Consider the following 23,853-nt stretch of genomic DNA (forward strand, 5'->3'; position numbering starts at 1 on the left):
TCAACCTTTCTACAATTCACAGTTCACAGTTCACAATTTAATGTTGAAATCCCCTAAAGGGGATTTCTTAAGAATATATTTTAGAAAAACTAAAAGTTTTTCATCATTAATTGTGAATTGAGCATTTTGAATTATGAATTGCCTAAAATTCTCCATATTTATACATATAATTTTTTCTAGGCTCAACAATGTCACCCATAAGAAGTGAAACCATTTTTTCAGCTTTCGCCGCATCTTCTATATTAACTTGAAGAAGAGTTCTAGTTTCTGGATTAAGTGTAGTTTCCCATAACTGATCAGGATTCATTTCTCCAAGTCCTTTGTATCTTTGGATTAATGCACCTTTTCCAACTTCTTTTTTTACCTCTTCAAGCTGATCATCACTATAAGCATATTTAACGATTGATTTTCCTTTGCCTTCTTTATATACCTTATATAATGGTGGTTGTGCCAAATATAAATGTCCATTTGTAATTAATGGCCTCATATATCTGTATATGTATGTCATCCATAAAGTTCTTATATGGTACCCATCAACGTCAGCATCACTCATAATTATTATTTTATCATATTTCAAATCTTCTTCTTTATAGTTATCTAATGTTCCTGTTCCAATAGCAGTATTAAAGATTTTTAATTCTTCAGATGCTAATACATTTTCAAGCTTTTGCTTTTCAGTATTCATTATTTTACCTTTTGAAGGCATTATTGTTTGAAATCTTCTATCTCTAGCTTGCTTAGCTGATCCACCTGCAGAATCACCCTCAACAACTATAAATTCATTTACATTTCTATCTTTTAATGTGCACACAGCTACTTTTCCAGCAAGAGGTGCTGTTCCTTTTCCTATTTTCTTCTTTTCAGCTTCATTTATTTTCTTAATTTTGTCTCTTCTCTTTGCAGCTTCCAATGCATTATTTATTATTGTTGTAGCTAATGGCTTGTTATCTTCTATCCATTCACCAAATTTAGTATAAACTAAATCATTCATCATTGTATAAGCTTCATTATTTCCAAGCTTTGTCTTTGTTTGTCCTTCAAAAACCGGATTAGTTATTTTTATTCTAACTATAGCAGTCATTCCCTCTCTTAAGTCATCACCTTCAAATTCTTTATCTTTTTCCTTAACTAAACCTAATTTTTTTGCCCACTCTTTAAATGCTCTTGTCATTCCAGTTTTAAACCCAGTTTCATGAGTTCCTGCTTCCGTAGTTGGAATATTATTCACATAGCTTGCTATGTATTCTGTCGTAGAGTCTGTAAATTGCATACACACCTCGCCATACATCTGAATATTATTTACTAATCTTTCACCATCAAAAATAATAGGTTTTTCGTGTATTGGCGTTTTACTTTCATTTAGATAATTAATAAAATCTAAAAGACCGTTTTCCGAATAATATTCCTTACTATTTTCATGTCCTTTTCTTTTATCTATAAGTTCTAATCTTATTCCTTTATTTTGAAATGCAAGCTCTTGTAACCTTTCATCTATTATGTCAAATTTAAAATCAGTAGTAGAAAAAATCTCATTATCAGGTTTGAATGTTACCTTTGTTCCAGTCTTTATACTCTTTCCAACAATCTCAAGATCAGTTACAGGTGTTCCTGGCATATCTCTCTTTAATTCTTTATCATATGCATACTCAAATCTTTGTCTATATACTTTTCCATTTTGATAAACTTCAACTTCAAGGAATTTAGATAATGCGTTTACAACTGCAGCCCCTACACCATGAAGCCCACCAGAAGTTTTATAATTTTTATTATCAAACTTTCCACCAGTATGTAATTCTGTAAAAACCATTTCTACACCTGATTTTTTCTTAGTAGGATGAATTCCTGTTGGTATTCCTCTACCATTATCTAAAATCGTTATACTTTTGTCTTCATTTATAGTTATTGTAACTTTATCTCCAAATCCATTTGATATTTCATCTATGGAGTTATCAATTATTTCCCAAATACAATGATGCAGCCCTTTATTTCCAGTTGAACCTATATACATTCCTGGTCTTACTCTAACTGGCTCTAATTTTTCAAGAGATCTTAAATCTGTTACATCATATGAATCCATCTTTTTTAATTCCATAATACTCCTCCACTATATACTCAACAATTCAATCAACTTTCTTCATATTACTTGTAATATTTACCTAATATATTCTAACCTACAATTCACATATCTAAAAGAGTTAAATGATAAAAATATCTTTATAATTAAATATTACACAAATTTATTTAGAAGTTCGTATTCTAAAAAGTATAGCCTTTCACTTTTACAAAGATAGCACTATTACTTATCGATTGTCAATTTATATTAGTATATTTATTATCAATACTATATTTTATCGATAGTATATATATCAAACTTCAATTTATAAAATAAGTTCTATATAAGCTTAATTTTCTCTTCATTTCTATAAATAATTCATATAATTATTTATAGACAAAAAAGAAAGCAGGCAGCTCATTCAAACTGCCCGCATCTTCTGAACTAAACATCGCATATTTCTATCTTTCTAACATGCTTTGTATGGCTCCATTCTTTATTATTTTTATTTAGTATACCTTGAATAGTTATTGGTATCCAAGTCAATGTATATAATCCATATAATAAAAATCTAAAGAATAATATTAAATTTTTCTTTCCTAAGAATACCCATGTAAGTATTAAAAATGCTAAATTATATAAAAGTGCGATTCCACCAATAAATAAAATATGAATATCACCAAGTGTCTTTGAAAGGTATGGCACTATAAACACATTTGTTGAGTATAAAAACATCATTGCTAAAAATCCTTTTGAAACCTTTTTATCAAAGGCTAAAACTAATGGTGTTAATAAGAATTGTACTGCTGCAAATGCTTTCCATCCAATATCACTAAATAAATAACTCATTATAAAGATATTTAATCCTTTAGTATTTGCCTGTAATATTGTAAGAAGTGCAGAAACACCAAGTAATAATGTTATAAAAGGTTGTAATACATATAATGCACAATCAAACATGTAGAATTTTCTTTCAACAATAGATTTCTTAAGTAGTTTAAAGAAATATCTTGAAGCTACATCCGTAAAACCTTGCATCCATCTTTTTCTTTGACTCCATGACTGAGCTAGTTTTAATGGTTTTTCATCGTATATTATTGCATCATGGGCCCAACCTACTTTTTCACCATTTAACACAAGCTTACATGTAAACTCTAAATCTTCAGTTAAACATGTAGCGCCCCATCCTAGCTCTCTTAATGTATCTGTTTCAATTGCAAATCCAGTACCACCTATTTGATTTGAAAAACCAACATTAGCTCTTGCTAATTGGAACATTCTATTTTGTGTCCAGAATGCTATTGAATATGCAGCAGCAATCCATGAATCATTTGGATTTTTGCTATCAATATATCCTTGTACAACTTTATATCCTTGTAACATTTTTGAATTTATTTCTTTAAGGAAATTTTTATGTACTAGATTATCTGCATCAAAAATAGCAATAGCATCATATTGCTCTTCCATTTTAAATAATTTATCAAACATCCATTCTAGTGCATAACCCTTACCTCTTTTGTCACTTACATTTCGCTCACATACATTTACATTATATCCTCTAGCTATCTTAGCCGTATTATCAGTACAATTATCTGCAATAACAAAGATATCATACATTTCTTTCGGATAATCGAGTTTTAACATACTTTCAATTAAATTACCAATAACAACTTCTTCATTATGTGCTGCAATTATTAATGCAAACTTATTTTTAGGATCATAATTTTTCTTTTCTTTGTTTCTAAAAAATCCAAACAAACCTAAAATTAAATAATAGCAAGTTAAACCAAATACAAAAAGTTGAAAAAATGTTGTTATTGTGAAAATATATTTTCCCATGTATTTCACTCCTAAATTTTAAGCAAAAATTGCCTATTATTTTATAAATCTATACTCCCTTATTAATAATATTTCAATAGCTTGAAAAAATCAACATGTAATTCTTAAGATAAAATTAATATTTTCCAAATTTTTTTAATCTAATACTATTTACTATTATCTTCTTTCATATATAAATATGAATGCCTTATAGTTAATATATTTTGCAATTTGTAAAAATATTATAACCTGTTAATAATAAAAATATAGTTTATATAAATAGAGATGGTATATAATTATCATCAATTCATAAAAAATCGATCTTTAATAATATACCATCTCAATATATCTTATTAATTTAAAATTATATAATCTAAATTACTAAACTATTCCTTGTGCCATCATAGCAGTCGCAACTTTCATGAATCCTGAAATATTGGCACCTGCTAATATATTACCTTCAATGCCATATTCTTTAGCTGCATTCTTAGAATTATGATATATATTTTTCATAATTCCATGTAATTTTTCATCAACTTCTTCAAAAGTCCAAGATAATCTCATGCTATTTTGAGACATTTCAAGTGCTGAACAAGCAACACCACCTGCATTAGCAGCTTTAGCTGGTCCAAAGAATACATTATTATTTTGGAATACTTCAATTGCTTCTAATGTTGAAGGCATGTTAGCTCCTTCTGAAACAACCTTAACTCCATTGTTAACTAAAATTTCTGCTGATTCCTTATCAATTTCACCTTGTGTTGCACATGGAAGAGCTATGTCACATTTAATAGTCCAAATTCCTTTGCACCCTTCATGATACTCAGCTGATGGAACTGCATCAACATATTCTTTTATTCTTCCTCTTCTAACTTCCTTTATTTCTTTTACAATATGTAATTTGATCCCATCTTTGTCATAAATATAACCATTTGAATCACATAATGCTACTACATTTGCGCCTAATTCTTGTGCTTTTTGTGTAGCATATATTGCAACATTCCCTGATCCTGATATTACTACAGTTTTATCCTTAAATGATGACCCATTATCATTTAACATTTCTTCTGTAAAATAAACTAATCCATATCCTGTTGCTTCAGTTCTTGTTAAGCTTCCTCCAAAAGTTAGACCTTTACCAGTTAATACAGCTTGGTCACTTAAAGATCTTAATTTTTTGTAGTAGCCATAAAGGTATCCGATTTCTCTTCCTCCGACACCTATATCTCCTGCTGGAACGTCCATATTTCCACCAATGTATTTATACAATTCTGACATAAAGCTTTGGCAGAATCTCATTATTTCATTATCTGATTTTCCCTTAGGATCAAAATCTGATCCGCCTTTTCCTCCACCGATTGGAAGTCCTGTTAATGAGTTCTTAAATATTTGTTCAAATCCTAAGAACTTAACTATACTTAAGTTTACTGATGGATGAAATCTTAATCCACCTTTATAAGGTCCTATAGCACTATTAAATTGTACTCTAAATCCTCTATTTACTTGAACCTTACCATTATCATCAACCCAAGGTACTCTAAACATTAATTGTCTCTCTGGTTCGACTATTCTTTCTAATAGCCCACCTTCTATGAATTCTGGATGCTTATCAAAAACTGGTATTAATGAATTTAAAACTTCTGTAACAGCATCTAAGAATTCTTTTTCTCCACTATTAGTTTTCTTAACTTTTTCCAGAACATTAGAAACATATTCTTTGCCGTTCATTTTTATCTCTCCTTATTGCTTATATTTAACTCTTACTCTTAAATAATACAATATTAACAAGTAATTTGAAAGATTTTTTTCATTTTTTTATATATATAGTTTATATTTTTCTATTTCATCAATATGCTTTTTTACTTTTACCATATATGTTTTTAATAATATTAAGTCTTATTGCTAATATATATCTCTTAAAATTAATTCTATAAATTTACTCTTTTTATTTCTAAAATAAAATATAACTGGTACTAGTGATATTATTCCACCTATTGTTCCACAAATAATGTCTAGCATAGTATCTATTAAGCTTGCATTTTGGGAATTAAATCCAAATAACTGATCAGTAGTAAATTCCCATATTTCCCATACACCAGCTAATGCAATTGAAAAACTCATTACAAACATTAAAAGAAAAACTTTATTAATATTCTTCATGTTCTCTTTATTAAAGTTCATAAATATAATGAATCCAATAAAACCTATTAATATTCCTGATATAAAATGCAAAACTTTATCATAAAATGGTATAACTCTATATATATTTAATATATTCCCAACATACATTGAGCAAAAAACAAATGTAAGTATACAATAATAAGTAAATTTTGATTTTTTAATAAAAGTCTTACTAAAAAGAAACCAAATGATTAACACAGTACTTATTGTTAAAATTATTCTATATGTTTTTTCTCTATTATATAGTAAATAGTCACAGCCTAAAGTTACTATTAAAATTAATAAGAATGCACCTGTTATTAAATCAGATTTCTTACTTATAATATTCTTTTGCATTATTTTCTTCCTTTCTTACTTCTTAGCCTCATTGCATAAAAAATATATCCAACTATTAGCCCCCCTAAAAGTCCTCCAATATGCCCATAATTATCTATATTCCTAATACTCATTCCTATAATTAAATTTAAAACAAGTACCTGTAGCAATCCAGACATAAACCTCTTATCTATTCGCTTTCTTTCTATAAATGCAAAAGCAATTAATGCTCCCATAAGTCCAAAAATAGCTCCTGATGCACCTACTGATATTGTATTTGGTGCGCATATAAGACTCATAAGACTAGATGTAAAGCAGCATATAATATACAAAGATATATATTTATATGTTCCATACACTGCATTTATTTGTGGTCCTAAAATATATAGTGAATACATATTGCATAATAAATGAATTAATCCTCCATGTAAAAATGCACAAGTAAATAACCTATAATATTCTCCCTCTGATATAAATGGTCCAAATTTTGCACCAAATACTAATAAAACATATGTATTTATATCTACAATACTTCTAGAAAAAAATGCTGTTATTAAAAATATCACAGTATTAATTAAAATCAAAATAATGGTTGGTAATTGCTCTTTTAATACAAATCTATCTTCTTTCTTATTTTTAACAATACTATTAAATATATTCTGAAGTGGCAAGCATGATTCATCACAAAATATAACTTTATTATCATTTCTATTTATAATAAGTTTATTAAAATGATACAAACTATTAGATATATAATTTTCTGTTGATAATATCAAAACATTCAGAGAGAATTTTTTTCCTATAGTATTAAGAAACTCAATTGCCTCGCTGACATCAATATTTTCATCTACATCATCTGTTATTAATACACAGTATGTTCCACCTTCCACTTCTTTCATTGCTACAAATTTATCTACATTATGAAAATTACTTTTATATTGTTTCATATAAAATCCATGCTTATCTATCAATGTTCTAAAAAACATATCATTAAAACTAATGCTTTTCATCTTTTCCTCCATATAAGTTTAAGAATAAAAAATCGCCAAGGCGACTATGATGTCACTCTCTATAAAATTAAAATCCAATAGAATAAAATAACCTTAATTAAATTAATCATTTAACCGTTTATTTTTTCAGCGCATTCTGGTTTTTCTGATCTTGCCGAATAAAAGGCCAGACGCATACAATTTATTTTTTAGTTATTCCCATACTTCTATAAAAATTATACCATCAAGTGGTACATCGTCCACATATGGCACAGAAATATAATTTCATAAAGAATAAAAAATACAATATACAATGTGTAAGTACTTATTGTATATTGTATCATTTATATTATGAACATAGTGTTAATATTTCACTTCTCACCAGACTTCATATATTGTTGTAATATCAAAGATCTAATTTACTATTTTACTTTCTCTATCATATCTAATAGTTCATTAAATCTCTTTATTGTTGCTTCTAAGGGTTCCTTTGTTGTCATATCTACCCCAGCCTTCTTTAAAATTTCTATTGGATAGTCACTGCCTCCTGATTTTAAGAATCCTTTATACTTTTCAACTGCATTTACTTTTCCTTCTAAGATAGCATTTGCAAATGCAGATGCAGCGGCATATCCTGTTGCATATTGATAAACATAGAAATCTGAATAAAAATGAGGTATTCTTGCCCATTCTATATCTATATTCTCATCAACAATCATTTCTGGTCCAAAATATTTAACATTTAATTCATGCCATGCTTTACTATAATCTTCACTTGTTAGTGGAATTCCTTTTTCTAAGCTTTCATGTGTATAAAGTTCAAATTCTGCAAACATTAATTGCCTAAATACAGTTGTTCTTATTTGTTCTAATTCAGTATTAATTAATGAAAGTTTTTTCTTTTCATCATTTTCTTTTTCTATTAAATGATGAATAAGCAGTTTTTCATTAGTAGTTGAAGCAACTTCTGCACAGAATAGTGTATATCCTGCATAATGATATGGCTGTTCTTTTCTTGAATAATATGAATGAATTGAATGCCCCATTTCATGTGCCAAAGTAGATACATCTTCTAATTCATTATTGTAATTTAATAATACATATGGCATAGTATCATATCCACCCCATGAATATGCTCCGCCTCTTTTTCCTTTATTTTCATATATATCTATCCAGCCATCATTGATACCGCCTTTAAATATATCTAAATATTCTTCTCCTAATGGCTTTAATGCTTCAAGTACAATTTTTACTCCATCATTAAATTCAACTTTTTCTTTTTGAGTTTCTATTATTGGTACATATAAATCATACATATGAATTTCATCTAAATTCAATAATTCTTTTTTTATTTTTACATATCTATGAAGTGAAGATACATTATCATTCATTACTTTCACAGCATTTTTATATACATCTAATGGTATATTATTAGGCTGTAATGATGCTTCTAATGCGCTTTCATATTTTCTAACTTTACTATTAAAATTAAAGGTTTTTATTGAAGCTGTTAAAGATGTAGCCAATGTATTTTTAAATTTTTCATATTCACTAAACAGCTTTTCAAATGCAGCTTTTCTTACATTTCTATCTTTGCTTCTTATAAATGAAGAATAGTTTCCTTCTGTAAGTTCTACTTCATTTCCTTCTTCATCTTTTATCTTTCCAAAAGTCATATCTGCATTTGTAAGCATATTATGAATTGCTGAAGGAGCATCCAAGCAGTCTGAAGCTGAAGCTAAAAGTTCCTCCATTTCTTTTGATAATATATGTGGCTTTTCCTTTAATATATCTTCAAACAAGAATTTATATTGATGCATCTCTTCAATTCTATCTATTTCATCCATAATAAACTTATCATCTAAAGCTAAAATTTCTGGAACGAAAAATGCAGTATAGCTTGAGAATTCTGCCATATATATGTCTATCTTACTCATTAAAGCTTGATATGTTGCATTAGATGTATCCTCATCACTTTTTAAATGGGCATATATAAATAAATTTTCAACTTTTCTTGATACTTTTTCATTTAACTTTAAGTATTCTAGTATGGCTTCACCATTAGTTAATTTTCCTGAATAGTCTTGAAGCTTTACAGCTTCTTTTTTTACTTCTTCAAAATCTTTTTCAAAATCCTCTATGCTCTTATATACTTTATCAATTTTCCATTTATATTTATCATCAATTTCTTCTCTTTTTTTTAATTCACTCATAATTAAACCCCTTTCTTCAATTCACAATTTAATTAACAATCCCAAGTTTACAATTCACAATTTAATTGACAATTAAAAATTAGCGGTAAATTTTACTTTAGTAAAATCCATGCAATATAAAATATAGAAATCCAGTAGGGATTTCATCCTTAATTGTGAATTGTACATTGCTATAAGTATTCTTCTTCTTTACCTTTTATAGATTCAAATACATTATTCATTTCACTTTCTATTAACGAAACACATTCCTGTATTTTTTCTTTGATTAAAGAATAATCATCTACATATTTAAATTTTATTATATATGTTGGATTATATTCATCTAAATCTTCCTCTATTTCATATCCTTTTTCTTCAAATATATCATCATTAAATAAATCATATATTGCAGAGTATTCCCATTCTTCAACATCCTTATTAGTATCAAAATACATATATACAATATCATCTAGCATATATAATTTTTTAACATATATAGCTCCTTCGCTTACTTCAAAGCTTCCTAATTCTTTTTTTATAAAACCTGTTTCATTATCCTTTTCCATTAAAACTAAACTAGAAAAATCCATACTTACACCATCCTATTATTTTATTGTATATACCTTTACTTATTCTTAAACAAATATATTAGTAATATACCTTTATATATAAACAAATAAATCAAAATTTTATTAATTTAATGAGATTTGTTAATAAAAATTATATCAAAAAACATACAATTCAACAATTAACATTTCCAAGGTTACGTAATATGTCTTATTTTTAGCAATAATAATATATAAAGTCACTCGATTCTTTCCAAGATGCTATTTATTCAACTGTAATAATATGGTAATATTTTTCTGTGATTATTTTTATTGGAGGTGCACAAATGGTTACTAATTCAGTAAGAAAACTTGAAACTATTGAATTTGATGAGAATTATAAACAAAAATCATATAATAAAAGAAAGCATGTATCAAAAAAATCATTGAATATGAAAAACAAATCCCGTCACAAAATATATATTATTTGTATTTTACTAACATCACTTTTAACGTCATATTACACCTATGTAAATATACATTGTAAGGATTTATCGTATTCTATTGAATATAATCTTACAAAAGGATTTCCTTCCAATAAAAGATTATTTAGAGTTAACTCTATTTCAGTAATTGAATCAAAAGGTTCTACTGAAATAGTTAAGGTTTCCGGACTATCTAAGAAAGCCCCACATAAAACCATATCTATTATAGCTAATTTTCAGAAAGAAAATGATATTTGGGTTTTAAAACACATATATTAGTTCCTTAAATAATCTTTTATTTATTGCAAATCATTTGCATATAAGTGTATAATATATTCATATGCTTAAGGAGTTGAAGAACTATTGATTAATATAAATAATTTATCATTTTCATATGTTAAAGGAAATGAATTGCTAAAAGATATTAACTTAAATATCCCAAGTGGAGTATACCTATCTATTCTTGGTGAAAATGGAAGCTGTAAAAGTACATTAATAAAACTTATATTAAACTTATTAAAACCAGATTCCGGTAATATAGAAATCTCATCAAAAAGGATTTCGTATGTTCCTCAAAAATTGGATAATTTTAATTCTGAATTTCCATTAACAGTTAAGGAATTGTTAACTTCCCATAGTAGAGCTTTAGGAATAAAAGATCATAAAATAATTGATTCTGCATTAAATCAAGTTAATATGAATAAATTTAAAAATTCTCTTATTGGAAATCTATCAGGAGGTCAACAGCAAAGAGTCTTTATAGCAAGAGCTCTTATCGGTGATCCTGATTTAATAATATTAGATGAGCCTTCAACTGGAGTAGATGAAAAAAGTCAGAAGGAAATCTATCCATTATTAAAGCAACTAAATAACGATTTAGGTAAAACTATTATTTCAGTTGAACATAATACTAAAATAGCTATTAAGTATTCAACTCACATTCTTAAAATAGAGAATGGGAAAATGAATTTATATACTACAAATAATTTTATAAACCATTTAAAAGATGATGGTCCTTTATCTGGTATTGTTTAGAAAATAAGAAAGGTAAGATTTATGTTTGGATTAACTTTTATGCAAAATGCATTCATTGCAGGATTTATTGTTTCAATTTTATGTCCGTTCATCGGACTATTCATAGTACTAAGACGCTATTCAATGATAGGCGATACATTATCTCATTCTTCATTTGCTGGTGTTGCTATAGGATTAGTTATTGGAGTAAACCCTCTTTTAACAGCATTTCTATTTACAAGTATTTGTGCCATAATTATAGAATCTTTAAGAAATTATTATAAAAAATATGCTGAACTTGTCATGTCAATTGTCTTAACCTTGAGCTTGGGTATTGCAATTATACTAATCAGTAGTGGAAAAGCAGCTGCTAAAGTAGATTCCTTTTTGTTTGGAAGTATACTTACAGTAACTCGCTCTGATATTTTTCTAATTGGTATATGTGGATTGATTTGTTTAGGTCTTCTAATTATACTTTATAATAAATTAATTTATGTTACTTTTGATGAAAATGGTGCAAAAATAGCTGGAATAAATGTTAAGCTAGTAAATTATTTATTTACTTTAATTGTTGGTGCTACTATTTCTTTATCTATACGAATAATGGGAATCCTAGTTGTTTCATCAATAATAGTAGTTCCAGTAGCAACTGCTATGCAGCTAAAAAAAGGATTTAACAAAACTTTAATTTTATCTATATTATTTGGAATCATAGATGTAATGCTTGGACTTATACTATCTTATTATTTAAATAGTGCTCCAGGTGGAACAATTGCACTCACTTCAGTAATAATACTTATTTTTACATTAGTTTATAAAAGAATTTTTGCATATGAACAATAAAAAATAATTATCAATTTTCATTTATCAATGATCAATGAAGGAAGAAATTCTTACAGAATTTCTATAATATTTTTTCAGATTTTGCTTTGCAAAATCTTCCTTCATTGAAATTTGATAATTGTTAATTGATAATTATTTTTAGATTCCTGATGATCCGAATCCATTTTCCTTTCTTTCAGTATCATCAGATAATTCTTCTACTTCTGTTATCTCGACCTTCACTACTGGTTTAACTACCATCTGTGCTATTTTCATGCCTTCTTCAATCTTAAAAGTTTCACCACTATGGTTAATTAAAATAACTCCAATTTCGCCTCTATATCCTTCATCGATTGTTCCTGGAGAATTTAAAGTTGTTATTCCATGCTTTAATGCCAAACCACTTCTTGGCCTTATTTGAGCTTCTGTATTTTTAGGAAGTTCAATTTGTATTCCTGTATGTACTAATCCTCTTTCCCCCGATTTTAAAATCAATTCTTTTACTGCATATAAATCTAATCCTGCATCTCCTTCATGAGCATAATTAGGTAATACTGCTTTATCTGAAATTCTTTTTATCTTTAATTTATATTGTTCCAAAACTCTTTCTCCTTTGCTTGAATAATAATGATAATATGATTATACATAACCATAAGTAATATTACCATATGTAAATAAGGTACGTAGAAAGTTTAGATTGGAATAACCGAAATAAAGCTCTTATGTGTGACTCGCTTGCTACAAAAATGACACCACCAACATAAGAGCTTTATTTCTTTGATTCATCTAAATTCATAGTAGTGGTATTATTGTTGCTATACGTAAATACATTTTTAAATTAAGGAATAGTTGTTTATATATGTTAAAGATTTAAAAGGTTAATATTTTATCATTTTTAAAAAGATATAGATTTATAAATATCAGAATATATATTCTTATGAATTTGCTTATTCTATTCTGGTTAAGGTGATTTTTATAGGTAACTTAATAAGTTACCTCCATTGATTAGAAGATATACTTTAAGGCATATAATATAAAAAAACATTAATCATAATTAAAATAAAGTGGATATATATGATTTTAGAGAAAAACAAAGAAATTCAATATATGAATATACGTAGTATTGTATTGAAAATTTGAGTTATTAAATTCTTAGACAGAGGCTGTTCCAAAATTGTTTGTCAAATACTTGTTGTTGGAGCAAACATTTTTGGGCACAGCCTCTGTCTGTAGAATTTTTAACTCAAATTTTCCTACAATACGAGCATATCATATATTGAATTTCGGTTGTTATCCACTAAACCATGATTCTACGCCCCTTATTTATATTGTTTAGTTCTATTTTTTAATTTATTAACTACAACTACCTTTTGTTTAGAATTATTTTCATCTATTATTATTTCATTCCAATTAATATATTTAGGTTTTTCAAAAAATCTTTTATCTATTATTTCAATTACTCTATAACATCCCTTATCAATATTTGTAAAAACAACTTTTCCATCATTATCTGTAACTTTTGATTCAATTAAAACAGGGGATAGTCCATTGATTCTATATAAATTTATTTTTGTTCCTTGAAGCAATTCATGCTTTCCATAGTCTAATACTGATATAACTGCAATCTGCCCATTTAGGCTCTTATTATCTTCTGAAGTATTAAGTATTCTACTTTTATCTGAGTCAATTATATAATCAGCTTTATCCTCACCAGTATCTTCATTTACAATCTCAAAAATGCAATTATTTTCATTACATTCATAATATTTCACTTTATCATTTCCAGCAGATAAATTAACATTAATATTTCTATTTAATTTATTCTCATCCATAGAGGCTTCCTTTCCAAATTTTCTCTAATAATATAATATGAAAAGAAAACTTTTATGTGATTATGATTTTACGAAAATACAGGTATGCTCAATTGAGCTATGCTATTTAATAAAATACAATCATTATTATCAAATTCTTTATTATTAATAGAATCGTATAAATATAAGACTGCTATAATTTTCCCATTACTTATTACAGGTGTTAAACAGACAGATTTCCATTCTGGTATACTATTCCCTTCATATTTTTTTCCGTTATTCCAGTCAATATTATATATACTCTTACCATAACCTATTACCTTATCCACAAAATTTAAATTAAAATTCTCCAAGTCAGATGAAAATTCACCATTTAATCTAGTAACAAAAGTACTATTTATTTTATAATCTTCTATTAAAAATACTCCAATAGTTTCACACTTTATAGTATTTATAATTTTAAGAGAAAATTGATGAATTCTTTCTTTTTTAGTTATGTTATATTTCATTAAATTAACTATATCACTTATTACAAGATCTAAATTATGGCTTCTTAACATTTCGCTAATCATCCCACCATTAATATCCACATCTTCAATATTCTCGTCAAATTCTTTTCTCCAAAAAGTAACTTTGTTTTTCCCAGCATTTTTAGATTTATATAGTGCTCTATCAACTCTACTGATAATATCCCTACTACTTAGTACTTCATTTCCTCCAATAGCTGAACCTATGCTAACAGTAATTGGTCTTTTTTCACCTAAAATTTTAGCCTTCTCTATATTCTCTCTTATTGTCTCAGCTAAATTAATCATTTTTTCTTCATCTGCATTAGGAATTAATATTAAAAATTCCTCTCCACCATATCTACCAATTATATTATTTTTATATATGCTCTTCTTTACTTCTTTTACCACTTTAACAAGAACTTCATCACCAGTTTGATGTCCATATTTATCATTAACTCCTTTGAAATCATCTATGTCAAACATTATTATTCCAAAAATATTATTTGTTGCTTTTTCATTATCCAACAATCTAGTCAATGCTTGTTCAAAATATCTTCTATTATATGCTCCAGTTAACTTATCTAGTGTTGAACTTATTGTTAAATTATATTTTTTCAACATAAAGTTTATGAATGGCACTAATTTCTCAACTAATATTTTTGAGGAGTCATTAATATTATTAATTGCATTATCCGATAACAAAATTAATTTTCCATTAATTTTATTACTTCCATTTAAATATGTTTCTTCATTCCTTATTCTTATATACATGCACCCTTTAATTTTCATAGATTCAATTTCTAGGTTATTGAAATATATATCATTTTCAGATAAAATTAAAACATTATCTTGAGATTCAATCTTATTATTAAAATATGATTTTACTGTATTAACATTATTTATCCTATAACTATATACAACCTCATTCTCTCCATTTTCATTTTCTATTAACAACAGAGCTTTATTTGAAAGAGTTATTTTAGAAATGTATTTTACTATACTTCCTAAATTTTTTATAATATCTTCGTTAAATGTGAAAAATAAATCATATGCATTATTTAAATTATTATAATATAGTCTTTCATATAATCCCTGTGTAAGATTATATATAGACTGATTGTTCAATAATCTAGTTATCTTAATTTCATTTAAAATATCATTTAATTCATTTTCATTATTTATGTTGTGAAAATCTTTAAAATTTATCCTTATTTTTAACTTATCATTGAGGCATTCAACTAATAATCTATATACATAAAAAAAATTACTCTTATTTATATAAATTAATTGTTCCTTTACAGGTAGTTCTTTCAATGTTTCTACATGTAAACTAATTGATTCATAGTAATAATAAAATGCTAATTGATAACACTCCATTTCACTGTATTTTTCACCTATAATTGCATACAAATCTCTTTTTATTTCTTTTTCAACGGACAAGCTGCATACTCTAAGCCCTTTGTTAATTAGATAATTATAATGTGAATTATTATCTTTAAAATATAATTCTAGATATATATAGTATGCTTCCATATTATAATTATTAGGATAATCCTTAATTTCATTAAATAGTTTATTTGCAAGAGTTCTATAGTCAAGTTTTAATATAAATCTTATGGCTTTTAATTTTATTTCAATTTGTTTATTTATATTATTTATATATTCTAATTTATTTTTTAAAATATTATATATATTTTTGACATCTAATTCATTCTCACATTTAAGCAGTAACATCTGATAATAGTTACATACTATATATCTACTTTTATAATCATTTTTATTTGAAATTTTATTATATATTTTTCTAAGTATTTCATACGCTTCATCATAGTTATAAAATATTAAATTATAATAATATGATGAAATGCTATTATCGATCATGTTTTCTTCTGGATTTTTGGTATTATTTAAAAACATTTGATATAAAGTGTGGTATTTAACTGCCAGCCTAATATTTCCTAATTTTATTTGTAATAGACAAAAAGTACTATAGATAATATCACTATAAAATTCTACTGATTCATCTCTTTGTCTTTCTAATGTTTTTGTTATATATCTCTCCGCTTCAACATAATTATCTATATTTAAATAACATATTGCTATATTTATTAAACTGAATATCTCTCGCTTATAGAGTTTATTCCTATTACTTAATCTGCTTATTTCTATTAGATTGTCAATTATTTTTTCAATTGGTCTGCCTTCCTCTTTTAATAATTCTGTGTATATATTTTTAGAAAATATATATCCATTCATATTTTTATTATTTTCAAATAGTCTAGTAGAATTCAAAATTAGTTTTTTTGCTTGTTTATATATCCCAATCCTTCTATATTCTAATGCAATAGTATTTAAAATCCATCCATGAACATCATCTTTTATCCTAAATTCATCTAATATTTCTAAAACTTTTGAGCCATACTCCAATATCATTTCATATTCTTCTTCTATCCTTGCTTTAAGCATAAGGGCATAATAATAATACACTTCTCCTTTAGGATAATTTATTTCATCTAACTGTTTTCTAATATTTTGCAATAATAATATAATATCTTGATTGCATTCGTTAAAATTATTCATTTTTATTATTATTATCTCAATATTAGTATATATTTGCATATCCTTTTTACTTCTTTTAAAAGAATATTCATTAGCTAATTTAAAATACTTTAAACCATTTTCATGATCTGATATACATTCATATAATTTAGCAATATTTATTGCTATATTACACTTATTTTTATCATCAGAATATTTAAATGTTTTCTTATAATACTGTATTGATTTAGATGGATTTCCATATATCTTTTCAACTTGAGCACATCTAATTGTATAAAAATACAATTTGTTAAACTCCTCTATTTTTTCTAAATTATATAAGAATTCTTCAACATATGAATCGTCATTATATATTTCTTCTTCTAAAAACTCAGTTGCATTTTTATGCATTACATATTTTGTTTTTTCATCTATTTTGGAATATAATATATTTTTTAGTAGCTCATTGGTAAAACCAACTAATAGACCCTTATCACCTATTTTATCTGCTAAAAAGTTTTTTTCTTTAAGTTTATTATATGATTCTATTCCTTCTTCCCCTGTTATTACATACTTCAATATTATTCTTTCTGGCAATGGTGTTAGAAAGATTGATAGTTTTTTTAATATATGTATTTCACTTTCTCTTAGTGAAGATATCATAAAATTCACCTTACTATCTATCTTTTCAGGTATAGCTATACTCTTGAATTCCTTATCTATTTTCCATACTCCAGACTTAAAATCAAAGCATATATAATTATTATTGTAAAGTTCTTCAATAAGGCTAATTATATATTGCGGATTACCCAAGGTTTTGGCGAATATCTCCATAGATAATTTATCTATTTCTTTACTATAATTAAGAATATTTTTAATCATTTTGGTTGTATTATATTGGTTAAAGTAATTTATTGTATACTCTTCATATTTCTCTAATTTTTCAAGCTGCTTTAATAACAATGAAACTTCTTCATCACAATAACTGTTATTAACTGTAAACACAACCATTATATTCTCTGTATTTCTATCTAGGAGCAATATATACTTTAAAAGCAGCTTAATAATTTCATGTTTTTCTTCTAAATTATCTATCAATATTACTATTGGATTTTTGGCTGAATATTCACTAATACATTTAACTATTCTATTAGCAATCTTTAATTTTTCATTATCATCAATTTCAGATTTATTTTTTATCAGAATCTCCATAAATCTTTTTATATAATATTCATATTTTTCTCGCGTGATTTTTTCTAAAATACCATCAAAGAAATTTATAAAACATGCTTCAAGCTCTTCAACAGATAGATTTATATCTTCTAGATTCTTTATATATAATATCTGTTTTAAATATTTATTGGATATTATATATTCTATTTCATTTAAAATTTTTGTTTTTCCTGTCCCATTTTCGCCCTTAAAGCATATTATATTATATTTATCTTTATTTTCTAAAATATTATTAAACTTTTTTTCTATTATATTCAATTCTTCTTCTCGTCCAATAATATCTAAATTAAATTTTGGTTTATTTATGCCACTCTCAATAAATACTGTATATTCCGCTTTCAATCTATTATTAACATATTTAATAAAATCAGTTATTGTACACATTTTATTTAATGTCTTTATATATCTAAAAAATTTTTTAATTTCTTTTATTTCAGTTAAATCAGAATTAAGATCTTCTTCAGAAAAAATTTCATTAAATAAATTAATAATCTCATTCATATTATTTAATTCATTTGAAAATTCATCCCTATTATATAAACTATATGGAAATAGCTTTAAATTCATTGGTGAACTATATAGATTCATTTTTTTCAATTCATTTTGTAAAATATTTTTTAGCTTTATTTTAATACTATTATTTTTATCAACGATTATTTTAATATCATTTATATTTATTTTATCATAAACATACCCTTTAATATTTAAGGTATTGATTGAAGCGCAAACTTCCATAAATATATCTAGTTTCTCTTTTAAATTGCATCCTTCTATAAAATTCTTAGTATTTTTTTTATAATCATAATCTTCAAGTAAAAAACCATATTGAGGTTTATCTAAATTTATACCATCAATATTCTTTATTATTTTAATATTGATTAATTTAAACATATTGTCGAAATTTAAATTCTTAATAGTATTAAATTTACTTAATAAGTATTCTCTAGATTTTTCGTAAATAAATCCACTCTTTAAAATATATAATATAGATTTTTTCTTACTTTTTTCATCTTTTACCAAATATCCAGTAAAAAATTCTTCATTGTCAACTTCTTTTTGGATAATATAACTACCATTAATCCTTTTCATTAACGCCACCCTTTTACCACTCAATTCCATAATATAAATATATAAGTAAATTATACCATAAAAAAGTATTTCTCTAAAATAGAGCTACTCTTAATAATATTTTTATTAAGTATTGTAAATAATATTCTAAGAGGTGATACAATGAAACTTAGATTTTTCAGTAAAATTATTATTTTAACTCTCATATTATCAAATATAATAAATATCTTTGCATTTGCAGAAGAAACATCCAGTAATACATCTAAATCAAAAGTAATATATTTAACATTCGATGATGGACCTGCTAGAAAAGTAACTACTGATATATTAGATATATTAAGAGAAGAAGATGTAAATGCTACATTCTTTTTAATTGGAGAACAAATTAAAGGACAAGAAAATATTATAAAACGCATGCATGAGGAAGGACATTCTTTAGGTCTTCATAGTATGACACACAAAAAAGGATATCTATATTGTTCCAATGATCATTTTTTAAAGGAAATGCTTGAAACTCAAGAACTAATAAATTCTGTAGTTGGTATAAAAACTAACATATTAAGATTTCCATTTGGTTGTAATAATAACAGTTATAAGCTAACAGAATCCATGGTAAATCTATTACATGAGAATAATTTAAAAATATATGATTGGAATGTTGATAGTGGTGATGGAGCAAACCCTAATTCTGATCCTTCAAGATTAATAAGAAACTCTAAAAGTGATAAAGATAATATAATTTTACTTATGCATTGTGCCTACATGAGTAAAAATACTGTTAAAGCTCTTCCCAGCATAATAAAGTACTATAAAGATCAGGGATATGAATTTAAAGGCATTGACGAAAATACACCTGAAGAGTTTCATTATATAAAAAAATAATTATAAAAATAGTCGCTATATTTACTAATATAACGACTATTTTTATATAAATTTTATCTACTATGAAAATGTTCCTGTTATTTGAAGAGTTTTTTCTGATATCTTATAAATTACCAAACCAATTATTAAATTTAAAACTATTGTTGGAACTACTATTGTCATAAATAGAACTTTAAAAGATGCTCCTCCTGGCAATCCTGCAAATGTTGCAAGAGCCACCAAAAAAGTGGTTCCACTAACTAATGTTCCTAAAGATAATAGCAATGTTATTTGTTTTGTTTTACATATTCTATTCCTTAAAGGCACTAATATTAAATACATAACATTGCAAGTAATTAACTTGTCTAATATATTGGGTATTTGACCTCCTGGTGTTTTTGTTGTAAGCGCTGTGAATATTCCTATAACAATACCAGATATTAGAGTTGTCTTATAATCTTCATTAAATATCATTATTATAAATAACATCGCTAATGCAAAATCTGGTTGCATTGGCACCCCTATTAATGGTGTTATTTGATGTAATATTACTCCTATTGCTATTAATATTGCATTTGTTGTCATTCTTTTAGTGTTCATATTTCAAATCTACCTTCCTCATTGATTACATATTTAAAAATAATTTACTCTACTGAATAAGCACCTGTTACTGAGGTTGCTCTTTTTACTACCAAATAAAATACCATGCCAATTATAGTATTTAACACTATCGCTGGAACTACAACTGCTAAAAATAAAGTCATAAAAGATTGCCCACCTGGTAGACCTGCTATTACTTTTATAAATATTAAAAATAATGTTCCACTTAAAACTGTTCCTATAGGTAATAGTAATGCTAATTGTTTGCCTTTGCTTATTCTATTTCTTAATGGTGATAACATTAAATACATTATTATTGATGTACAAGTCTTATCTAAAACATTAGGAATTTGTCCTCCTGGTGTTTTGCTTGTAAGTGCTGCAAAAATTCCTACTACAATACCACAAGTCAAAACGGTTTTAAAATCAAAATTATATATCATTATTATAAATAACATTATTAATGAAAAATCTGGTTGCATTGGTACTCCAAGCATTGGTGTAATAACTCTCAATAAAGCTCCTATTGCTATTAATATTGCATTTGTTACCATTTTCTTTGTATTCATATAAATTCCCCCTTATTTTTTAATCTTTTTATATTAAATTCCACTTTTCTTTTCCTTTCATAACATACATATCACAACCTTAATATCATAAATATAAACTTTAAAATTATGTATAAAAAAACTCCGTCCTAAATACATAGGACGGAGATTATCCGCGTTGCCACCTAAATTGCATAAAATGCCACTCAACATCAAGTACTAACATACTCTATTCGCTATAACGTGCGACTTACGGCTTAACTACTTTCAAATGATTTCATCTTGCTTCTAAAAGGTCCATTCATCATTAGCTACCGTACTGATATCTCACCACCATCAGCTCTCTTTAACATTGCACCTGATTACTCTTCCTTCTCACTGAATTTAATATATATTATACACTTTAATTAAATTTTGTCAATATATATTAATTTTTTCCATAATTATTTTTTTTATCATTTACTAGAGATGCAACTAGTGCTGTTGTTGCTGCAAGCAAAGCAATTATCTTTCCAGTCTTTTTTAATTTCATGCCTACTCATACCTTCTCTCATAATATATTTTGATTTTATTTAAATTGATTTTGACTTTCATCATAATCATATCCTATAGTTTTTAGTTTTTCAATAATTTTATGTTTTTCAATATCAATATCATCGCAAAGAAGTTCAAGAGAACTGTAACTATCTCTTAGTTTAGTATTAACTAAGCTTAATAGTATATTTGGATCCATAGTATCTAGTGATTTATTTAGCATAATTACCATTTCCTTTTCATCTAACTAAATTTATAATGATTATAATATCGTATAAATGCACTGATTTATCAGTTTTAATCTAACTTTATTATAACATAATTTTACATATAAATATCTACTATTTTTCCTCTTCATCATAAATATCTAAAAACGAAAACTTTTGGTTTCCTTTTTGCCAGCCTAATATTCCATCCATACTAACATTCTCAGCTGCTTTGAAAATAGATTTTTCAACACCATCAAAATTTTCTTTTAATTTTTCAATTAAATCTTTTATTTCATACCTTTTATTTCCTACTCTTTCTGCTGCAACCATACATGCACAATTTAATGGCCATATTCCACTATTATTTATAAATCTTTTTATATATTTTTCCTCTATATAATACATAGGCCTAATTAACTCTAGATTCTCAAAGTTTTTTGATTTTAATTTTGGAAGCATTGTCTTAAAATTGCCTGCATATAGTATATTTAACATTGTAGTTTCTATAACATCATTATAATGATGTCCCAATGCTAGCTTATTACACCCAAATTCTTGTGCTTTTGCATATAAAGAACCTCTTCTCATTCTCGCACATAAATAGCATGGGTAATCTTTTGCCATTTTATCTACTACATCAAAGATTCCTGAATCATACATATGTATTGGGATGTTTAAATACTCACAATTTTCTATTAATAATTTTTTTATATCTGGATGATATCCAGGGTCCATAGCTAGAAAGACTACTTCAAACTTTATTTGACTATGTCTTTGAAGTTCTTGAAATAATTTTGCCATAAGTATACTATCTTTTCCACCAGAGATTCCAACGGCAATTTTATCCCCCTCTTCAATTAATTGATAATCTTTAATTGCTTTAATAAATTTTGACCAAATATGTTTTCTATATGTCTTTACTATACTTCTTTCTATATCTTTTAGTGGCTTTTTATCACTATCTGGTATTATTCTTTCACAGCCTTTGCCTGCAATTGTACTCAATTTATTTCACCTCATTAATATTTAAATATTTAATATTTTAATATTTTAATATTTTAATATTTTAATATTTAAAATTTATATTCTATATTATCATCTTAATTTTCAATCATCAATACTTAACTGTCAACTATTTTAATATATTCCTAATAAAAAAAGTATTCAATATAAATAAGGGACGTAAAATCAAAGTTTAGTGGATAATAACCGAAATTCAATATATGATAGGCTGGATTGTAGGGAAATGCTTAAGATTTTATATTCATATATTTATAAAATTATATATTTTAAAAAATGATAAAATATTAACTTTTTAAATCTTTAACATGTATAAATAACTATTCCGTAATTTAAAAATGTATTTATTTACAACAATAATAATGTGGTCCTACGAGTTTAGCTGAAACAAAGAAATAAAGCTCTTATGTTGGCGGTGTCTTGAATTCGAAAATGAAGGTGTAGAATTTTTACATTAATGATTGTTCCAAAATTGTTTGTCCAAGGCATATAATGCTTGGTGAGGTAC

The 23,853-nt window shown here is 25.9% G+C and carries 18 protein-coding genes and 1 other annotated feature; of the genes, 4 read left to right on the forward strand and 14 right to left on the reverse strand.

Annotated features, from left to right (window positions below):
• Positions 1-142: 142 nt before the first annotated feature.
• From BN2920_RS18270 to BN2920_RS18300, 7 genes are all read right to left on the reverse strand, one after another.
• Positions 143-2,092, reverse strand: a complete 1,950-nt coding sequence (locus BN2920_RS18270) for a DNA gyrase/topoisomerase IV subunit B (protein WP_058296399.1) — start codon at positions 2,090-2,092, stop codon at positions 143-145.
• Positions 2,093-2,497: 405 nt separating this feature from the next.
• Positions 2,498-3,892: a glycosyltransferase family 2 protein gene (locus tag BN2920_RS18275; protein WP_058296400.1), complete on the reverse strand. Its 1,395-nt coding sequence runs from the start codon at positions 3,890-3,892 to the stop codon at positions 2,498-2,500.
• Positions 3,893-4,252: 360 nt separating this feature from the next.
• The gene (gene gdhA / locus BN2920_RS18280; protein WP_058296401.1) at positions 4,253-5,599 is read right to left on the reverse strand and encodes an NADP-specific glutamate dehydrogenase; all 1,347 of its coding nucleotides are present in this window, start codon (positions 5,597-5,599) and stop codon (positions 4,253-4,255) included.
• A gap of 174 nt (positions 5,600-5,773) precedes the next feature.
• Positions 5,774-6,388 (reverse strand): DUF2238 domain-containing protein, encoded by a 615-nt coding sequence (locus BN2920_RS18285; RefSeq protein ID WP_058296402.1) that lies wholly within the window; start codon positions 6,386-6,388, stop codon positions 5,774-5,776.
• Complete coding sequence (locus BN2920_RS18290; protein WP_058296403.1) at positions 6,388-7,377, reverse strand: rhomboid family intramembrane serine protease; 990 nt, start codon at positions 7,375-7,377, stop codon at positions 6,388-6,390. The genes BN2920_RS18285 and BN2920_RS18290 overlap by 1 nt, the downstream gene beginning before the upstream one ends.
• Positions 7,378-7,778: 401 nt before the next feature.
• Positions 7,779-9,569: an oligoendopeptidase F gene (gene pepF / locus BN2920_RS18295; RefSeq protein ID WP_058296404.1), complete on the reverse strand. Its 1,791-nt coding sequence runs from the start codon at positions 9,567-9,569 to the stop codon at positions 7,779-7,781.
• Between the two features lie 170 nt (positions 9,570-9,739).
• Positions 9,740-10,138, reverse strand: a complete 399-nt coding sequence (locus BN2920_RS18300) for a DUF6762 family protein (protein WP_058296405.1) — start codon at positions 10,136-10,138, stop codon at positions 9,740-9,742.
• A gap of 302 nt (positions 10,139-10,440) precedes the next feature.
• On the opposite strand from BN2920_RS18300, the gene BN2920_RS18305 reads away from it, so the two are divergent.
• The 3 genes from BN2920_RS18305 to BN2920_RS18315 all read left to right on the forward strand — a co-directional run bounded on the left by BN2920_RS18305 (position 10,441) and on the right by BN2920_RS18315 (position 12,435).
• Positions 10,441-10,857, forward strand: coding sequence for a hypothetical protein (locus tag BN2920_RS18305; RefSeq protein WP_058296406.1), 417 nt, complete (start codon positions 10,441-10,443; stop codon positions 10,855-10,857).
• 84 nt (positions 10,858-10,941) lie between these two features.
• A complete protein-coding gene (locus BN2920_RS18310) occupies positions 10,942-11,613 on the forward strand; it encodes a metal ABC transporter ATP-binding protein (RefSeq protein WP_058296407.1) in 672 nt (223 codons plus the stop codon).
• A gap of 21 nt (positions 11,614-11,634) precedes the next feature.
• Positions 11,635-12,435, forward strand: coding sequence for a metal ABC transporter permease (locus BN2920_RS18315; protein WP_058296408.1), 801 nt, complete (start codon positions 11,635-11,637; stop codon positions 12,433-12,435).
• Positions 12,436-12,573: 138 nt separating this feature from the next.
• Here the strand turns inward: BN2920_RS18315 and dut are convergent, their stop codons facing one another.
• The 3 genes from dut to BN2920_RS18330 all read right to left on the reverse strand — a co-directional run bounded on the left by dut (position 12,574) and on the right by BN2920_RS18330 (position 19,594).
• On the reverse strand, positions 12,574-13,014 hold the full coding sequence (gene dut, locus BN2920_RS18320) for a dUTP diphosphatase (protein WP_058296409.1): 441 nt from the start codon (positions 13,012-13,014) through the stop codon (positions 12,574-12,576).
• 719 nt (positions 13,015-13,733) lie between these two features.
• On the reverse strand, positions 13,734-14,246 hold the full coding sequence (locus BN2920_RS18325; protein WP_058296410.1) for a prealbumin-like fold domain-containing protein: 513 nt from the start codon (positions 14,244-14,246) through the stop codon (positions 13,734-13,736).
• Between the two features lie 68 nt (positions 14,247-14,314).
• Positions 14,315-19,594, reverse strand: coding sequence for a GGDEF domain-containing protein (locus BN2920_RS18330; protein WP_058296411.1), 5,280 nt, complete (start codon positions 19,592-19,594; stop codon positions 14,315-14,317).
• 141 nt (positions 19,595-19,735) lie between these two features.
• Between BN2920_RS18330 and BN2920_RS18335 the strand changes: the two genes are divergently transcribed.
• On the forward strand, positions 19,736-20,455 hold the full coding sequence (locus BN2920_RS18335; protein ID WP_058296412.1) for a polysaccharide deacetylase family protein: 720 nt from the start codon (positions 19,736-19,738) through the stop codon (positions 20,453-20,455).
• A 60-nt stretch (positions 20,456-20,515) separates the two neighbouring features.
• Here BN2920_RS18335 and BN2920_RS18340 read toward each other — a convergent pair whose 3' ends face one another.
• The 4 genes from BN2920_RS18340 to BN2920_RS18355 form a co-directional block, all read right to left on the reverse strand.
• Complete coding sequence (locus BN2920_RS18340) at positions 20,516-21,034, reverse strand: tryptophan transporter (RefSeq protein WP_058296413.1); 519 nt, start codon at positions 21,032-21,034, stop codon at positions 20,516-20,518.
• 44 nt (positions 21,035-21,078) lie between these two features.
• Entirely contained in the window at positions 21,079-21,603 is a 525-nt protein-coding gene (locus BN2920_RS18345) for a tryptophan transporter (protein WP_058296414.1), read from the reverse strand.
• 134 nt (positions 21,604-21,737) lie between these two features.
• Positions 21,738-21,970, reverse strand: a binding site (T-box leader).
• Positions 21,971-22,150: 180 nt separating this feature from the next.
• Positions 22,151-22,339 carry a DUF4250 domain-containing protein gene (locus BN2920_RS18350; protein ID WP_058296415.1) on the reverse strand — a complete coding sequence of 63 codons (189 nt, stop codon included), beginning with the start codon at positions 22,337-22,339 and terminating at the stop codon, positions 22,151-22,153.
• Positions 22,340-22,457: 118 nt separating this feature from the next.
• Complete coding sequence (locus tag BN2920_RS18355; protein WP_058296416.1) at positions 22,458-23,330, reverse strand: tRNA 2-thiocytidine biosynthesis TtcA family protein; 873 nt, start codon at positions 23,328-23,330, stop codon at positions 22,458-22,460.
• Between the last annotated feature and the right edge of the window lie 523 nt (positions 23,331-23,853).

Source organism: Clostridium neonatale (genome assembly GCF_001458595.1).
Taxonomy (GTDB): Bacteria; Bacillota; Clostridia; order Clostridiales; family Clostridiaceae; genus Clostridium; species Clostridium neonatale.

Bases quoted from the DNA above. Each gene is read 5' to 3' on its own strand.
- BN2920_RS18270 (WP_058296399.1), bottom strand. From the start codon at position 2,092: ATGGAATTAAAAAAGATGGATTCATATGATGTAACAGATTTAAGATCT.
- BN2920_RS18275 (WP_058296400.1), bottom strand. From the start codon at position 3,892: ATGGGAAAATATATTTTCACAATAACAACATTTTTTCAACTTTTTGTA.
- gdhA (WP_058296401.1), bottom strand. From the start codon at position 5,599: ATGAACGGCAAAGAATATGTTTCTAATGTTCTGGAAAAAGTTAAGAAA.
- BN2920_RS18285 (WP_058296402.1), bottom strand. From the start codon at position 6,388: ATGCAAAAGAATATTATAAGTAAGAAATCTGATTTAATAACAGGTGCA.
- BN2920_RS18290 (WP_058296403.1), bottom strand. From the start codon at position 7,377: ATGAAAAGCATTAGTTTTAATGATATGTTTTTTAGAACATTGATAGAT.
- pepF (WP_058296404.1), bottom strand. From the start codon at position 9,569: ATGAGTGAATTAAAAAAAAGAGAAGAAATTGATGATAAATATAAATGG.
- BN2920_RS18300 (WP_058296405.1), bottom strand. From the start codon at position 10,138: ATGGATTTTTCTAGTTTAGTTTTAATGGAAAAGGATAATGAAACAGGT.
- BN2920_RS18305 (WP_058296406.1), top strand. From the start codon at position 10,441: ATGGTTACTAATTCAGTAAGAAAACTTGAAACTATTGAATTTGATGAG.
- BN2920_RS18315 (WP_058296408.1), top strand. From the start codon at position 11,635: ATGTTTGGATTAACTTTTATGCAAAATGCATTCATTGCAGGATTTATT.
- BN2920_RS18325 (WP_058296410.1), bottom strand. From the start codon at position 14,246: ATGGATGAGAATAAATTAAATAGAAATATTAATGTTAATTTATCTGCT.
- BN2920_RS18330 (WP_058296411.1), bottom strand. From the start codon at position 19,594: ATGAAAAGGATTAATGGTAGTTATATTATCCAAAAAGAAGTTGACAAT.
- BN2920_RS18335 (WP_058296412.1), top strand. From the start codon at position 19,736: ATGAAACTTAGATTTTTCAGTAAAATTATTATTTTAACTCTCATATTA.
- BN2920_RS18340 (WP_058296413.1), bottom strand. From the start codon at position 21,034: ATGAACACTAAAAGAATGACAACAAATGCAATATTAATAGCAATAGGA.
- BN2920_RS18345 (WP_058296414.1), bottom strand. From the start codon at position 21,603: ATGAATACAAAGAAAATGGTAACAAATGCAATATTAATAGCAATAGGA.
- BN2920_RS18350 (WP_058296415.1), bottom strand. From the start codon at position 22,339: ATGCTAAATAAATCACTAGATACTATGGATCCAAATATACTATTAAGC.